General features: G+C 41.6%; 13 protein-coding genes, 1 pseudogene and 1 riboswitch. Of the genes and pseudogenes, 1 reads left to right on the top strand and 13 read right to left on the bottom strand.

The window, feature by feature from the left end; genetic code table 11:
- Positions 1 to 321: 321 nt before the first annotated feature.
- The 8 genes and pseudogenes from RCG24_RS18795 to RCG24_RS18760 all read right to left on the bottom strand — a co-directional run bounded on the left by RCG24_RS18795 (position 322) and on the right by RCG24_RS18760 (position 9075).
- Positions 322 to 516 (bottom strand): annotated as a pseudogene (locus tag RCG24_RS18795) (twin-arginine translocase TatA/TatE family subunit).
- Positions 517 to 572: 56 nt separating this feature from the next.
- Complete coding sequence (locus RCG24_RS18790) at positions 573 to 1766, bottom strand: MFS transporter (protein WP_308079211.1); 1194 nt, start codon at positions 1764 to 1766, stop codon at positions 573 to 575.
- A gap of 52 nt (positions 1767 to 1818) precedes the next feature.
- Positions 1819 to 2514, bottom strand: coding sequence for a Crp/Fnr family transcriptional regulator (locus tag RCG24_RS18785; RefSeq protein ID WP_202655896.1), 696 nt, complete (start codon positions 2512 to 2514; stop codon positions 1819 to 1821).
- A gap of 83 nt (positions 2515 to 2597) precedes the next feature.
- Positions 2598 to 3443 carry a dimethyl sulfoxide reductase anchor subunit family protein gene (locus tag RCG24_RS18780; protein WP_202655897.1) on the bottom strand — a complete coding sequence of 282 codons (846 nt, stop codon included), beginning with the start codon at positions 3441 to 3443 and terminating at the stop codon, positions 2598 to 2600.
- Between the two features lie 19 nt (positions 3444 to 3462).
- Positions 3463 to 4029: a 4Fe-4S dicluster domain-containing protein gene (locus tag RCG24_RS18775; RefSeq protein WP_202655898.1), complete on the bottom strand. Its 567-nt coding sequence runs from the start codon at positions 4027 to 4029 to the stop codon at positions 3463 to 3465.
- A gap of 11 nt (positions 4030 to 4040) precedes the next feature.
- A complete protein-coding gene (locus tag RCG24_RS18770) occupies positions 4041 to 6458 on the bottom strand; it encodes a molybdopterin-dependent oxidoreductase (protein WP_202655899.1) in 2418 nt (805 codons plus the stop codon).
- A 331-nt stretch (positions 6459 to 6789) separates the two neighbouring features.
- Positions 6790 to 8223: an arginine-ornithine antiporter gene (gene arcD, locus RCG24_RS18765; RefSeq protein WP_308077741.1), complete on the bottom strand. Its 1434-nt coding sequence runs from the start codon at positions 8221 to 8223 to the stop codon at positions 6790 to 6792.
- Positions 8224 to 8307: 84 nt separating this feature from the next.
- Positions 8308 to 9075: a dimethylarginine dimethylaminohydrolase family protein gene (locus RCG24_RS18760; protein ID WP_202655901.1), complete on the bottom strand. Its 768-nt coding sequence runs from the start codon at positions 9073 to 9075 to the stop codon at positions 8308 to 8310.
- Between the two features lie 409 nt (positions 9076 to 9484).
- On the opposite strand from RCG24_RS18760, the gene RCG24_RS18755 reads away from it, so the two are divergent.
- A complete protein-coding gene (locus tag RCG24_RS18755; RefSeq protein WP_308077740.1) occupies positions 9485 to 11602 on the top strand; it encodes an Ig-like domain-containing protein in 2118 nt (705 codons plus the stop codon).
- 178 nt (positions 11603 to 11780) lie between these two features.
- Here RCG24_RS18755 and RCG24_RS18750 read toward each other — a convergent pair whose 3' ends face one another.
- From RCG24_RS18750 to RCG24_RS18730, 5 genes are all read right to left on the bottom strand, one after another.
- Positions 11781 to 13142 (bottom strand): PFL family protein, encoded by a 1362-nt coding sequence (locus RCG24_RS18750; RefSeq protein ID WP_308077739.1) that lies wholly within the window; start codon positions 13140 to 13142, stop codon positions 11781 to 11783.
- Between the two features lie 14 nt (positions 13143 to 13156).
- On the bottom strand, positions 13157 to 13432 hold the full coding sequence (locus RCG24_RS18745; RefSeq protein WP_202655904.1) for an ACT domain-containing protein: 276 nt from the start codon (positions 13430 to 13432) through the stop codon (positions 13157 to 13159).
- A gap of 90 nt (positions 13433 to 13522) precedes the next feature.
- Positions 13523 to 13610: riboswitch (glycine riboswitch) on the bottom strand.
- 137 nt (positions 13611 to 13747) lie between these two features.
- Positions 13748 to 13915, bottom strand: a complete 168-nt coding sequence (locus tag RCG24_RS18740; protein ID WP_202655905.1) for a DUF6903 family protein — start codon at positions 13913 to 13915, stop codon at positions 13748 to 13750.
- Entirely contained in the window at positions 13905 to 16076 is a 2172-nt protein-coding gene (gnpA, locus tag RCG24_RS18735) for a 1,3-beta-galactosyl-N-acetylhexosamine phosphorylase (protein WP_308077738.1), read from the bottom strand. The genes RCG24_RS18740 and gnpA overlap by 11 nt, the downstream gene beginning before the upstream one ends.
- An 18-nt stretch (positions 16077 to 16094) precedes the next feature.
- Positions 16095 to 16976, bottom strand: a complete 882-nt coding sequence (locus RCG24_RS18730; RefSeq protein WP_202655907.1) for a carbohydrate ABC transporter permease — start codon at positions 16974 to 16976, stop codon at positions 16095 to 16097.
- Positions 16977 to 16981 lie beyond the last annotated feature (5 nt).

Raw genomic sequence — 16981 nt, 5'->3', positions numbered from 1 at the left:
ATTGTCATTAACGCAACATTATGATAGAGTGCCTTTTGTTTAACTTTTTGTTGTTTTTTTACCTTTCTTACCGAATTCCTTATCCTCTAATATAGTACATTTCAATTTTTCCTTGCCTTCAATCAATGGGCAATATTTGCTGGTCATTTACATTTTTTGAACTACCATATTCACTTTTACCTCAAGTTTTTTTGCTGCAAAGATTCCTTTTAAAATGGATGGTATTTTGGTGTTTCCATCATTAATTTTTCTTATAGTGGTATTCTCGATTGAATCTAGGCTAACATTTAGCCCCAAGCTAGTTACCAATTTCACAACAGTCTATTTTTTATCAAGTGGTGAGGAACTGATAGTCTCTTTTTCTTCGTCTTCGTCAATTAAGTCCTTCGTGGATTTTTTAAATTCTCGTAATGTCTGTCCAAATGAACTTCCAATTTAAGGAAGTTTCTTTGGCCCAAAAATAATTAACGCCAAAACTAAAACAAGAATTTCCTGGGCAGGCAGTAACACAGGCATCACATGTTGACCGGGGGCTCTTGTAACGAACACATGCTGATTTGACTAGTTCATAGTCATAGTCGAGACTCTCTATCCATTTCTCCATTAGACCCACTGAAGTCACCCCCGTTAGATCTTATCCTGTCTATCTTTCTATTCGAATGAAGTAAGATGGGCATATATGCAATCAATCCTATTCCCATGCAGGCAAAAATCATGGGAGAATAATTAAACTTTCCTAGAACAATTCCAAAAGTAGAGGAGCCAAAGGCAATTCCTAAATCAATGCAATTTTGATGGAATGAAAGAGCGGTAGACCGAATCCTTTGACTTACTGAATCACCAATCCAGGCCACGGAAATGACAATACCGCCGGAATAGCCAAAGCCTGTGAATAACCCCGAAAGATAAAAAAGACTAGATGCTCCTGGTATGAAATAGAAACCGCCTATCCCAATCCCCAGAAAGAAAAGGGCGAAAGTCATAGCTCTTAACCGCCCAATTTTGTCTGACATCATCCCAAGCGTCAAACTAGCTATGATTCCTCCGATAGCAAATAGGGTGTAGAATTGACCTGGGTTAGAAATGTTGGTATGTGCTGTTACAAATAAGATCGTAAAGTTAAATAAAAGTCCGTAGCCGATGGCAAAAACAAAGGTAGTAAAGTATATCACAAATGTACCCTTAAAGTTCTCGATTGTTAAACTATGCCTATATTTGCGATTGTTATTGAAGGGTTGAATTCGGTTGTGAATCGGCAGAATCAAGAGTAAGCCAATTAATGCCACTACCGCCATGATGAGATAATATACTTCATACCCCTGTGCAGCGATTAATCCCAAGGCAAAAACCGGTCCAAAAAGTAATGTCGATGTGGTTACTAAGCGATAAATACCTACGTATCTTCCTACCATTCCTTCTGGTGCCCCATTCATGACAGTTGTTGTGGCACCTGGAAAATAAGCTGCCAACCCGATGGCTTGAATAAACCGAAGAAAAAAGACTTCCCATACATGGCTGCTAAAAATAAAGAGGATGCCGGCCGCCAAAAAAGCCCCTGCTCCAATGAACATCGTCAGTTTTGGACCTTTTACATCCGCCAGCGGCCCAAAGAAGAACCTTAACCCTATTGCTGAAATAAGGAAAATAGCGCTTTGGAGTCCTACAAGAAACTGATTTCCTCCTAATTTCATTAAATAGACAGGTGTTATCGTCATAAAAATGTTATTATAACTAAAGATTAGAAAAACAGAGGTAAACAACCCCATCAGATTCTTGTTTACCCTTGTTTTCATGAACAAATTTTCCATTGGCATTATTTTAAGCCTCCATGCCGATATCCGTTGCATATTCCTTTAACTTCTGCAAATCTTTTATTATAATTCCATTTCGTTTCTTCTTTAGGATATTATCGGCTTGCAGGAGCCCAATAGCATGACTGATGGAATTTCGGCAAACTCCTAACATTGATGCTAAATCATCATTATTATACGGAAGGAGCTCGTTTTCCCTCGCACTTCCGTTATATTCCTCCTCAAGAATTATCAATAAGCCGGCTAATCGTTCGTTGGTTGGGTAAAAAGAGAGATTAATCGCTTCCTCGGCTTGTAAAGCCATCATGTTAAAAATATAGCTTAGAAATAAAGAAAAATAGTCAGGTGAGTTCCGTAAAAACTCATGGAAGAATTCATATTCAAATTGATATAACACTGAGTCTGTTACAGCGGTTGCTTTTGTAATGGTGATTTTTTTTAGATTAATATTTTGAAAACCAAACAGCGACCCTGATTGGTGGAAAAATAGAACCTTTTCTTTTCCTTCATAGCCAAAAGCGGAAATTTTAATCAAACCGCTTTTTACATAGTAGCTATATTGGTGGGAAGACTGAGGATGAAAAATAATATCATCCTTTTTGACTTTTTTCTTTGAAAAAGGGACTAAATGGTTGGAAAAAATATCTGTAAATAATTTTAATTGTTCGTTTGAAGAAATAAAGGGATTTATGCATTTGCTCATATTAGTTCCTCCCTAACTGAAAAGGGAGAAAAGGATTGATGAACTCTTTGCCCCCTCTTGACAAACATGATCCGAAATCCAGTCTATAAATGTACCCCATTCATAAAGAAGATGATTCTGGAGATGCCTTCCCCTATTATGATTGTAGCAAATATGAGAGTAATTCCCGTTTTCATTTTTAAAGATTTTTTGAATAATGCAAACAGAACCACCAATGGAGCAAGTAAACCAATTAACCATCGGCTGATGTTTAGGGTAAGCAAGTCAGGAAGCTCTACACCATACGTTCCCATCGAAAGTTGGATAGAGTAGGCAATTTCAACAAAGAATTGGATAAATAACAACCCAAGGAAAATAAATACCATCTTTTTGAGTACATCTGTATCGTTAGACTGAAGTACTAATAACAGTAAGAAAACGACACTTCCCATAATCAACGCACTTATGATAAAGATGATCGGGGTTAGCCCTTGGTTCCATGCTGGGATACCCTTTGGTTTCGCATAGGCTAAAGCTGTGACCGTTAATAGACCTAAGCCGGCTAAAGCAGTTAATAAGTTTAAAGCGAAAGAAGGCTTTTTTCCCTTAAAGGCCCAGATTGTAACGATTAATAACAGAATTCCAAATCCAATAGACCAGTAAGCTTCCTGGGTAATCATCGAATTAGGATTGTGTAAAGCATTTAAAAATCGGAAAGGATGGCCTAAATGAAGTGCTGAGGCCAGCATTCCTATTCCCAATAAAATGATAGAAAGTACGGATACTTTTGCGTCTATAGAAGTAAAGATACCACCTTTCCGTTGCTGTATTTTTTCGACGGTTGCATTCCCTGAAAAGAATGCTTGATAAAGAAGATAAAAGATAAACGTACCAGCACTAATATCGCTAAGATACGTAAACACGATTAATGAAATTGGAAGTTCGCTCATTCCTTACACCTCCTACAAATTAAATATAATAAACAGACGGCTTTGTTCCATATTGTGGTTTAAATGGCTTAGCATCTTTAGCGGCAATCAATTTAGAAATCTCACTGGAAGGGTCACTGATCATCCCAAAGTGACGTGCTTCAGCAGGGCAGGCTTCCACACAATATGGTTCTTCTCCACCTTCAATCCGTTCCGCACAGAGATTACATTTACTCACTGTTTTCTTTACAGGATCAAATACAGGGGCATCATATGGACAATTCCAACTGCAATATTGACAGCCTATGCAAACTTCCTGATTCACTTCTACAATGCCATCAGCGCGCTTATGCATTGCACCTGTTGGACAATTAGCTACACAAGCAGGGTTTTCACAATGATTGCATAATAATGGTTGGAAAACTAATTCAGGGTTTGGGTATTTTCCCGTTGGTTTGTAATTAACATCGCTTCCAACCGTTTTAACCTTACTCCAATACACCCCTTTTGGATTTTGATGGGAAACCTTACATGTAACAACGCATGTATGGCAGCCCATACACCTCGTTGTATCAATCACCATGCCGTATTGAATTTTCTTAACCATTTTCGCACCTCCTATACTCTTTCTACTTGTACTAATACATCGCCATAGGCGGTATTCGTTGCACTAATCTGTTCTTCAACCGGATTAATCGTTAATTGAGTTAAGGTTTGGTGATGTCCCTCAATATAACTTTCAGGCTGCCAGCCGCTGGCCAGAGCGATTGCCCCTGGTACGACTCCTTCCGTAACAAAAGCTTTAAGTGTACAGGATCCGCGATCATTAAATACCCGTACCACATCACCATGGTTGATCGCTCGTTTTTTAGCATCTTTCGTATTGATCCATACTTCAGGTTCTTTTTGGACAATTTTCAACGACTCTTCTAATACATGCTGGCTATGGACGTTAAAGCGGTCATGGTAGTTAAACACTAATAGCGGATACTTTTTCCCTAATTCGGATTTAGGGTTTTCTAATCCTGGTGTATACGTTGGAACCTCTTGGTTAAATTCTTTCAAGCTCTCTGTATAAAACTCAAATCTAGCGGTAGGTGTTTGATATTGGTATTCAGGCCCAAAGGCGAAAACAGGTTCATAAATTCCATCTTTACGCCCCCATACACCATCCTTTAATACATTATCCCAGTCAAAGCCTTCAAATGCCGGATGTTCAAGATTAATAAACCCTTTAACCCATTCCTCATCAGTCTTTTTCCATAAATGGCCAAAGTCCAATCTCTTCGCCAATTCGGCAAAGATCTCAGGATCGGATTTACTTTCACCGATTGGTTTAATGGCTGGCTGCATGATAAAAACCCAAGGTGCTCGATCATAAAAGTCCCATTTTTCCCAATATGTATTACCTGGTAAAATAATATCGGCATAAAGGGAAGTCCATGTCCAAAAAGGATCGACACTGACAATAAATGAGATATTTGGGAATACCTCTTTAATCACTCTGTTTGGATCTGGATTTTGGTTCAAGAAATTCGTTCCGGCAAGCCATAAAAAATCGATTGGATAGGGATCCTTCTTCGTGATCATGTCATACATAAGCGAACTTTTTTGCATCTTACCAGAATTCCCGCCATAATCCGTCCAATCCTCATAGTTAAAAACAGGTGTCGTTACACCCGGCAATGGTTTATTAGCAGAGGTTCCTCCCATGTGAGATGCGCCTCCTCCGGGAATTCCGATGTATCCAGCAACAGCGGCTAGTGTCGCGACTGTCCGGAATGGGGAATGGGCGTTGTATACCCGTTGCATGCCCTGTCCCATACGAATACCTGCGGGTTTCATCGTGATATATTCCATTGCTAAGGTTTCAATGACCTGGTTGTCAATGCCGGTAATTTCTGCGGTCTTTTCTAGATTATATTTCTTGGTTTCAGCAACGAGATATTCAAATGAAGGCTTACACTTTACTCCGTTGACAGTAAATTCTCCATTGATAGCTCCAACAGCCTTTTTACTATCAGCATAGACAGCCTTTTTCGTTTTTGTATCCCAGATGAGATAATGGTTCCCGTCTCGCATATACTTTCCATCTTGATCATTGACAAGATATGGGGCACAACTATACTTACGCAGCCATTCTTTATCATGTAAATCTTTCGAAATAATAATATTCATCATCCCAAGAGCTAATGCTGTATCCGTCCCAGGATTAATAGCAATCCACTGATCCGCAATCGCAGCAGACGGACATTGTCTTGGATCGATAACGATGATCTTCGCACCATTTTCTCTTGCTTTGATAAGGTATCTTGTTTCACTCGTATGAGTATCAACGACATTTCTTCCCCAAAGGATAATTAATTTCGAATTCATATAATCCCGGGTATCGTGCCCACCTCTTCCCTGTCCGTATACAAGACCCATCCCCATCGTTGCCCCGTGGTCAGACATCAAAGCCTCCACATCAAAAGTAGTTCCCCCAAAACAGTTAGCAAAACGAATAGGAGATTCCCATGCAAGCTTTGCAAGATTCCCCGTCATCGTAAAAAACCCGGCGGATTCCGGTCCATATTTTTCCTTTGCCTCTTTTAGTTTCCTGGCGATTGTATCGAATGCTTCTTCCCATGAAATTCTCTCAAAATTTTTCTCGCCGCGCTTTCCTACTCGTTTCATCGGGTAAAGAATCCTTGCATCTTCATCTTGCAGTCTTTGACTATAAGCAATGCTTCTTAAGCAGCAGTTCGCATAATCTGCTCTTCCTGGCATTTCTCCAGGTGTGACGGTAATGATACGGCCATCTTTTACATGCGCTTTCAAGTGACAGCGCGACGTACAATTGTAGGTACAAAGGCCACCGACAACTTTACCTGTTTCGCTTTTTTTCTCTTTTGCAAGTACATCTTTTGATCTTGAGGCGGTTCCAAAACCGATAGAACTGACAACTGTTATAGTCCCTAATCCTTTAATGAACGTACGCCTAGTGAATTTTTTATCCTTCACCTCGTTAAATAAAGTGTCGTCTGTTTTTTTCATGTGAATCCTCCTCGTGAACACTTTTCATTTTAATACACGTTTTATTGTATCAATATAACTTGTGAAACAATGCACAATATTGTGCATATAAACTGAAGATTTTTACAGATTTCTGATATTTTTCATAATCAGTCATGGGGATTTTCCGGGAATGATGAGTAAATCAATAGCATAAATCTGCCTAGACAACAAAAACCCCCAACATCCATGTTCTTGTCCCCATTTGAACAAACTCATAGATGTAGGAGGAGCTGTTTTTAATCTCTTACCTGTCGCTCATTTTTCATTAGTGCGTTTGGAACACGTTGTTTTATACTGCCAATGATTTGTTTTAGATCGTTCTTAAATCAATTGCGCCCGTCGCGATTTGGATGATACAGGTGATAAACAGAATTAAGACGATAGCGGCAAAAAGCAAATCTAGTTTTGTTGCGAATAACTTGCGCTTGTTTTCTTTTTGCACCCAGGCAAACACGAAGAATCCGGCGGCAAAGACAAACATCGTTAATAAGAAATACTCAATTCCTGAGGCAAATGTTACCCAAATCACAAACACACTGGAGACAATTCCCAAAATAATATTCTGAACACGATGTTTTGTCCCTTTTTCTTCACCCAGTGAGTATTTTAATTGATAAAAGGCCACTAATCCGTATGGTAACAAAATGGCTGAAGCTGAAAGGGAATACATAAAGTTATAGGCGCTGTCATTGATTAAAAAGGTGAATAAAAAGATTTGGATTAACATATTGGTTACCCAGAGCGCTGCTGTCGGCGCACCATTTTCGTTCACTTTTGTAAACAGACGCGGAAAGTTCTTTGTCTGTGCTGCCCGATAGGGTACTTCTCCGGTATACATCGTAGTGGCAAGCCAGCAGCCAATAATCGAGATAATGACTCCAATATTGATAATAATCGCGCCCGGTTTTCCAATAATGCTCTCCAGCACATGTGCCATCGACGGTTTTGGCATTTTGGCCAATTCATCCTGCGGCATGACACCAAAGGATAGAATCGTGACTAAAGCATATAGGACAAGCACGGATGTAAAGGCAATTAAAGTGGCCTTACCGACATCCTTCGCTCTTTTCGCGCGGCCGGAATAAATAATCCCGCCTTCTACCCCAATAAAGACCCAAACGGTGGTTAACATGACATTTTTCACTTGTGTGGCAACGGATGAAAACTCAAAATTCCCTGAAATGGTTCCCCAAAAATCCAATGAAAACACTTTTGCTTTAAAGGCAAAAATAACGACGATAATAAACATAATGATTGGGATCACTTTGGCCACGGTTACGATGAAATTGACGAAGGAAGCAGTGCCCGAACCTTTAATGGTAATATAATGAATGATCCATAATACGATGGAGGCCCCTAAAACGGAATAAATGTTCTGACCATTGCCAAATGTTTTGAAAAAATAGCCTAAGGCACTAAAGGTTAATGTTCCGAATGCAACATTTCCCAATAACGCCGATAACCAATACCCCCACGCTGAGTTAAACCCCATATAATCGCCAAAACCTTCCTTGGCATATCTATAAATGCCAGCGTCTAACTCTGGTCGTTTTTCACTTAAATTTTTAAAGGAAAAGACAAGCGTACCCATTCCGATTCCGGTAACGAGCCAGCCTAAAATAATCGCGCCCGGAGCAGCTTGAGAGGCCATATCTGATATTAAGTTGAAAATCCCGGCACCAATCATCGAACTAATGATGACAGCGGTTAAAGAACCAAGGTTTAGTTTTTTTTCCTCTCCCATTTAGAATTCCTCCTAGGTTGGACGTACATAGAAAAGAGTATGAGAAAATCATTCCCCATACTCTTCTCATGGATTTTCAATCTATTAGAATCGCAGTGATAGACAGCTTAAGCCGCCATCAATCTTTCTAAATTCCGAAGTATCAACGACCAATACTTTATAGCCAAGGTCTTCAATTGCTTTTTGCACAGTTGGATAGCCCTCCGGTACTAATACATAGTCATTGACCCAAATGCAGTTCGCACCATAGGCTTCGTCTTCCGGAACGATGATTTTATTATACTTTTCAAATTCCGGAGACTTAACGAATTCACCGGCAACTAAAAGATTATTATTTTCCAAATAAGCTAAACCGGTTTTCAAATGCAAGACTTCTTTTAATGGAACGATCGAGCCGGATAAGCCATATTTTTCGAGAATCGCAATCATTTGCTCTGCCCCTTCGCGGTTCGTCCGGGCACTTTCGCCAATGTAGAAATGATCGCCAACCATCATAATATCGCCGGCTTCAATCGTCCCCGGTGCTTTGATATATTCAATATGTTCATAGAATTTACTTAAAGCTTCTTGAAGGTCAGGTAAAGCTGATTCATTTCTTCTTGTTTCGGCACCAGGACGGGTGATAATCGCACATTTCCTTGTACATAACGCAACGTCTTCAACAAAGCAAGAGTCAGGAAACTCATCATTTGGTTCAAGTACTGTTACATTGACACCGGTTTTTGTGAGGGCGCTTACATAAAGTTCATGCTGTTTTAGTGCAAGATTATAGTCCGGTTTACCTAGATTCGCACTGCTAATTCCTTCCACTACTGATTTTGATGGTACCCGTACAATCACATTTTTAAACATATTGAAACCCTTCTCTCCGATTTTTTTTGTCTAGCAATTGCTACATCCTTATTGTAAACGAATCGGTTACCATCCATTGTGGATGATTCCGCAATACAATGTGGTAATTTTCAACACCAAAACTGTTAGGATGCTTACAAAATCAGTCGGTGATAGCACTAAAAAGAGGGGAATTCCCCTTTATTGGAATAAACGGTAATTTTTTTTGTAAAAAATCTCTGTGTTTGCGTGAGGTATAATCAGTTTAATGGCAAAAACGGAAAATCACGTAAGTCCCAATTTTTCCGTTTTTTAAATGATGAAAGGATGATCGCATTTTATGAGGATAAGAGTTTTCACTTCAAAACTAGTCAGCTTATTTCTAATTTTTTCTTTTTTTCCACTGATAAACGTCAAAGCAGCCGCTAGCGTGATATCTGTCAGCACAGCAAATGAACTGGTTAATGCTTTAGAAGATCCCGATATTCAACAAATTAATTTTGAGAACAACATAATAATTGACCAGAGATATCAGGAAATGCAAATTGCCGGTACTACCAAAATTATTAATGGAAATGGGTTCTCGTTTACGACTCAAAATATGAAACTCCTTTCCGGCCCCGGCTTACAGTTTATTCATTTAAAAGACAGCTTAATAAATATTGACTCTGCAGGCAGCATCTCCGTTGAAAATGTTACAAATAGTTCGATTAAATTATTTCGATTTACCAATACATTTACAATTAAAAATTCGCAGCTGGTTGACAGCCTAATGGATGGGTCCGAGGAACTGAAAATTTATGATAGCACTCTGGATAAGTCGTCCATTACCAAGCCTTTACTGGATCCGCTTATTTTATCGAATGTGACATTTAATAATTCTTCGGTAGGAGTTTACAGCTGGAACAGCAAATTAGAGAATGTAAAAATGACCTACTCAAAAGATGCGGTTACTTCTCCAACTACCCCTTTAACAATAGCCGCGGAATCTGTTTCGATAAAAAACTTATTGATTGACACGGATACTGAGAAGGGAATGTTGATCCAAAAGGGATCCGTCCTGCTGGAAGGGGATACCACGATCAATGGCCCTACACAAACGGGAATTTCTTTGGACAAAGGAAATCTATATGTGAAAGGGAAGATTGCACAGACCGGGAATGCTTATACAATTGAAACAACAAGGGAAAATGTTTTTACCACTCAAGTACATGACCTATACGGTAATCTGAAAAAATACCGGGATCAAAATCTCAATAGCTACTATAATACAGCAGACCGAGATGGAGAGGAGCCTGTTTTGGCTGATGGGGAGGAATTGTTTCCTACGGAACTGGACCCTGTGACCTTTTTAAAACAAGACTATACAGAAATCACCGGTCAAACGGACAGACAAGACTTGAGTATTTTCGTCAAAGATGGAAAGGGAGAAAGCAAACGAACAAGACCTGACCGGTATGGCGAGTTTTCTTTTACTTTAACTGATCAACCGGCTGGTTCAACAATTTATGTTTATGCGTTCAGCCCCGATGGCAATCAGAGTAAAGTTCAAAAATTTACCGTTCCAGCCAGCCAACCTGCTGTCCCTATTTATGTAAGCTCCATTTATAACAGTGACAAAGAAGTATCAGGAAAAACAGCAGCAAACGCTGAAGTTTTTGTAAAAAAAGACGGTGTGGTAATTGGAAAAGATGCGGCCGACACACAAGGTTTTTTCGAATTTAAATTAAATTCACTTAACGTAAAAACAAATCTCGAAGTATATGCACAAGATAAAAAAGGAAGAAAAAGCGCGGTACTAAAGAAAATCGTTGACTCACCTTTCATTTATACGGATAACATGAAATCCGAAACGGCGATAACCGGATCCGTCACATCCAGCACCCCAATAAAACTGGAGGCCCTTGTAAAAGGAAAATCGGTAGGAACGGCTACAGCCAAAAAAGGCAATCCATTCCGCATCAATATTCCTAAACTTTCTCCCGGGACAGCCGTGGAAGTTACAGGTTATGATGATGAACGGAAAATAAAAAAGATCGTAAACATTAAAGACCTTACCCCGCCGGCTAAACCTTCGATAAATCCAGTTTCTGACCAGTCAACATCCATTTACGGAAAAACAGAACCTAACGCGAAGGTGAAGCTCTATATAAAGGGGAGTTATCAAAAAGAAGTTAAAGCGGACAAGTATGGGAAATATACATTTACCATTTCTAAACAAAAAGCAGGAACTGAAATCAAAATCATCGCTTTTGATCTTGCAAATAATACGAGCCAAAGCGTGATAAAGGTAATTGATAAAACACCGCCAAAAATCCCCACCGTCAATAAGGTGACTTATAAAAGCAAAACGATAACAGGTAAAGCAGAAAAAGGTAGCACGATTTATGTGTACCGTGGAAAACAGAGTCTAGGGAAAGCGGTCGTAAGCAGCAAAGGCAATTTCAAGGTCAAAATTAAAGCCCAGAAAAAGCGGAGTACCCTTACGATTTATGCAATAGACAAAGCAAAAAACAAAAGCAAAAATAAATATGTAAGAGTTTTGTAAACACAATCTATTTCTATTAAAAGATTAAGGATGAGGGGCGTCATGTGACACCCCTCATCCTTAATCTATGCATATCCCCTCTTCAATATCTCCTATTAACCACAGCAGCAAAATTCCACTTCCTTTAACAAAGCTTGGGGACTTCCCAACTATTGCAATACAGAAGTGCCCTTCCGAATCAGTTAATTAACGCCTGCAGCGGTGCGGGAATTCTTCCGCCGCGGCTGATCATTTTTTGCGAACTGAAGGGATTAACGCCGATCACGGGAGCTCGGCCAAGCAGGCCGCCGAATTCGACGATGTCGCCTTCCGTCTTGCCGGGAACCGGAATAACGCGAACAGCGGTAGTCTTTTTATTGATCATCCCAATTGCTGCTTCGTCGGCAATAATCCCCGAAAGAGTCGACGGCGTGACATCGCCAGTAAGAGCGATCATATCAAGGCCAACCGAGCACACACAGGTCATTGCCTCGAGCTTCGATAGCGAGAGCGCCCCTTCCTCGATCCCGCGAATCATCCCGTTATCCTCACTGACCGGGATAAAGGCGCCGCTTAAACCGCCAACATAGGAGCTCGCCATCGCCCCGCCTTTTTTCACCGCATCATTCATCAGCGCTAGCGCGGCAATCGTACCATGGGTTCCGACCCGTTCCAGGCCAATTTCCTCTAAAATTTCGGCGACACTGTCATTTAAAGCATTGGTCGGCGCAAGGGAAAGATCCATGATCCCAAATGGGACACCGAGACGTTTTGCGACGACGCGGCCAATCAGTTCCCCGGCGCGGGTTATTTTAAAAACCGTCTTTTTAATAATATCGGAAACTTCTCCCAAATCCGCTTCAGGGTGGCGCTTCAGGGCATTTAAGACAACACCCGGGCCACTGACACCAACATTCAGCACCACTTCACCTTCGCCGGCACCATGAAAGGCTCCGGCCATAAACGGATTATCCTCAACAGGATTGCAAAATACGACCAGTTTGGCACAGGCAATCCCATTTTGCTCCTTAGTCCGCTCCGCTGCTTCCTTGATGATAAAGCCCAGCTCGCATACGGCATCCATATTAATCCCCGTCCTGGTGGTTGCCACCGAAACAGAGGCACACACCCGCTCGGTTACACTCAGCGCCTCGGGAAGGGCCTTCAATAAGGTCTCGTCACTTTTTGACAGCCCTTTGTGAACGAGCGCGGAAAAGCCACCGATAAAATCGACCCCCAATTCCGCTGCCGCCTGATCAAGTGTTTTCGCCAGTTCCACCGCCTCCGCGACAGAGGCATTGCCAAGAATTTCAGCAATCGGGGTAATCGAAATCCGCTTGTTAACAATCGGTACGCCATATTCCTTTTCCGTTTCCTCGGCAACCGCCTTTAGATTTCGGGCATAGGAAGTAACTTTTTGATAAACTCGCTGCTGCATTTTGCTAAAATCGGAATTAGCGCAGTCGTGCAAATTGATGCCCATCGTTACTGTGCGGATGTCGAGATTTTCCATTTGCACCATGCGAATCGTCTGGAGAATTTCATCCATTGCAATCTTCATCGTTCATCCTCCCCTTATACCCTGTGCATCGCTTGAAAAATTTCTTCGGCCTGAACGTGAATCGTTAAACCCAGCTCATCGCCAACCTGATTCAATTGATCCTGTAAGGAATGCAGGTTGGCGGTTTCCGAGATATCAATCAACATCATCATCGTGAAAAAATCCTGCAAAATCGTTTGGCTGATGTCCAAGATATTCATCCGGTTTTCCGCCAATACGGTCGTCACCCGGGCAATAATGCCCACCTTGTCCTTTCCGATCACACTTACAACGGCACGTCTTGTTTCCATTTCCTCCACCTCTTTTAGAAAAATAAAAAAGATTGGAATTGCTCCAATCTCAGGGGAAAAAATGTGTGTAACAGTTTCGCTATTGCACAGCATCCTTCTCCTGTCCTTTTGCCTGAGATTATGAATCCTTCGGCGCCACATAGCCCATTTGCCACGCGGTCTCTCCAGAAGCTGCTCCAGCTATAGTTTGATCCACAGCCTTCATTGCGCTCTATTGAATTAAACAAATCGTACCAAACATAGATCCATTTCGTCAATGGAAAAAACGGGGCAGTCCTTTCAGTCGAAACTTTTGGGACCGGCCCCATTTCCCCCTTAAGCATATTTCCGATTATAATCGTAAAGCAAGCCCAACAGGCCGGAAAGGCCAAGCAGCATCAGTCCAAGCTCGGGTTTGCCAACCGTCTTTTGCCCGATGATAATCAATGCCAAGCTCAGGACGAACACAACCAGCTTAATGACAACCAGAATTTTATCTTTCATCAGAAAAATCCTCCCAGCGAATCTCGCTTGGCTCCAGCGTTACTTTTCTGCTGTAGCCGTCACCATCATAAACAAGCGTCGTTTGTTCCGCCATCGAATTATTGACAATTGCCATTTTTTTAATCGTCGGATAGGCATGAACCTCACAATACATATTGCTGGCATGCCATTGATGAAATTCCGACTCTTTATGGGCAGCATAGTATAATGCCCGCATTAACAGCCTCGTATTTTCCTCACTGTACGGAAGTCCAGCTATATAGACAGCCCGGCCAGCACCAAATGAATGACTGGAAAGATGGACTTCCCCATCGGAATACTCAATGATTTCCGTCTCCTCTGACAAGGCATAAATATTTTTCATACTCTCACCAAAATCAAACCTGGTTAGATCCGCAGCAATAAAATGCTCGTTAACCGGAGTAACAAAATATTTATCGGTCGATAAGCTGAAACCCAGTTCTTTATCGACACCTAACACATTTGCTAATTGGAAATAATGGCCTTGATACTGATAGGCTGATGGTTCGCCGACCCCAATAAAGCCGCCGCCGTTATGGATCCAGGCTCTGATTGTAGCAACCAATGTTTCATTCGCCCAATATTCACCGCCAGAAAAAGCGGTACCGGCGTCACCGGCATTGATAATCACATCAACATCCTCTGGCACCCCATCGTTCATCACGTCATCAAAACTAAGAAAGCAAACATCAACCGGCGCTCCGCTTAAGGCTTCCAACACACCGAGGTAGGAATAAATTTGTTTGTACCATAAAGCATGAGCGACCATATGCGTCTGCCATGTCCGCAGTTTGCCCCAGGCATTTAAGATTGCCACTTTCAAGCCGCAGTACGGCTTCACACCCTTGATTTTGTCATAAATATCACGGAATTCATCGGTGACTTTTTCAATATAGGAAACAAATTCCGGGAATTTATAAGCTAGGCTCAAATAGCCACCATAGCCGATGCGGTCGACCGGATTCCGTAAAATCGCTCTCCGTGCGGTCAGCCAGTTCTGATTCGCTTCTATCACAGGGTTATTGCCTTCATAAAATGTGTCCGGAAAAAAGTACGGCAGGAATCGCCCTTCTGTATAGCGAACATCTGGAATATCGGCAATCATCCTGAGCGTAGCCCCGCTGCCGACACTGCCGACAACAGCATCTAGACCAATGCTGGCGAAATACTTTCCGTACGGTTCTGTGCCAATCCAGTTGTCGCCCAGAAACATCATGGCTTCCTTGCCGCTTTCATGGACAAGATCGACAAGTTTCTTTGCTTCTTCGGCAACAAAATGCTGCACAAAATCAATATAATCCAAATAGGCCGGGGTAGGCACACGAAAGGAACTATTATAATACCCCTGGTCAACAAAATCCTCCGGCCGCAGACGGTAGCCTTTTTCGTTTTCAAATGCATCTAAAGCCGCCACCGATACACTGGCACCATAGCCAAACCAATCGACGAATTTTTCTTTACCAAGGTTATTAAACACCAGTGTAAAATGATAGAAGAGCGTCGTGAACCGGACCACATCGGTATCCGGATTATCCTTTAGCCATTGCTTTAAATAGGATGACATGTACTGATTGGCATGCGGCTGCCTTACATCAAAAGGAATCTCGTGCGGCTTATCCCCCCAATTATTGGTGATATGATTGTACATTTGCGTCGGATCCCAAATCATATATACGAGGAACGATACGGTGTATTCGTGCCAAGGAACCGCCTTCGCAATCACTACCCGGTTAGTCTCTTTGTCAACCTCCCAATCAGCCGTGTTCACCACTTCACCGCTTGTCCGGTCGACTACCTCCCAATATTTTTTCGGATCATGGAGATAATCCGGCCGTACTTGTTCCGTAAAATATCCTTTCATCAAATCAATTTCCAGCATCTCAGCTGTTGCAGTATTGAACTCACTCATTAAGTAAAGCTGCTGGCATTCATCCATATGTTCGGCTGCAAAATCATTATGGCCGCGGGCCACAAAATAAGTAGTGTAAATTTTTGCTTCGAGTTTTTTGATCTCATCATCGAGTTTCGTCCCGTCACTGTCGCGAATGGCATCGGCACCCCAGCGTTCCATCAATTCTTTTGTCTCGTTGAGAAAGTTTTGCTCACTCGGTAAGGTAACACGTCCTCTAGGCTTTTTCATCTAAAAATCCTCCTCACCTTAGTCCTTTAATCCGCCAAGGGTCATACCTTGTGTCAATTTCTTTTGCACGATAATGTATAAAATCAAGGTTGGCAGCATGACGAGAACCATGCCCGCATACATTTGACCATAGTTCGCAGCCGACTTTTGTGCCGCCATTAAGTTCATCAATCCGACAGGCAGTGTTTTATTTGGTCCGGGAATCAATGTCAGCGCAATGATATATTCATTCCAAAATGCCAGGAAATTAAATAAAATAACAGTAATAATACTTGGCCGTGCCATCGGAATCATAATTTTTACCATCGTTTTGAAATACCCCGCCCCATCAACCATTGCGGCCTCCTCAAAGGTGGATGGCAAGGACTGAAAATAGCTGGATAACAAGTAGATGGTAAACGGTAAAGCCGTCGCCGCATAGACAACCGCTAAAACAAATAAATTATCGAGAAAAAAGCCATCGCCAATTTGTTCGCGTAACAACGTATCTCCCTTTAATAACATCAAGAAAATCGGGACAACGATGTAGTTCACATTAATGAATAAACCCGCTTTAAACAACGAATTCATTAGTCTGCTGCCCTTGAAGGTATACCTCGCCAAGACATAGGCCGCCGGCAACGCCACGACCAGCAGAATCAACAGCGCCAAGGCTGTAACCATCGCCGAATTCAACATATATGTCCCCATGTTCGCTTTTTCAAAGGCATCAATGAAGTTTTGAAAATAAAACCCTTCCGGCAATGTCCATGGGCTGCCATAAAACTCTTTATTTTGCTTAATCGACGCTAGAAACACCCAGCCAACCGGGATAATAATGGAAATGGCAAGTGTAATGAGAGCGACATATATAAAAAGATGATAAATTTTCTCTGCACTTACTCCTGCATGTTTTTTCATAACTT

The organism is Neobacillus sp. OS1-32, assembly GCF_030915425.1.
Classification (GTDB): Bacteria; Bacillota; Bacilli; order Bacillales; family Cytobacillaceae; genus Neobacillus; species Neobacillus paridis.
Note: the sequence above shows the minus strand (reverse complement) of the source record. Positions and strands in the feature narration are given on the sequence as shown.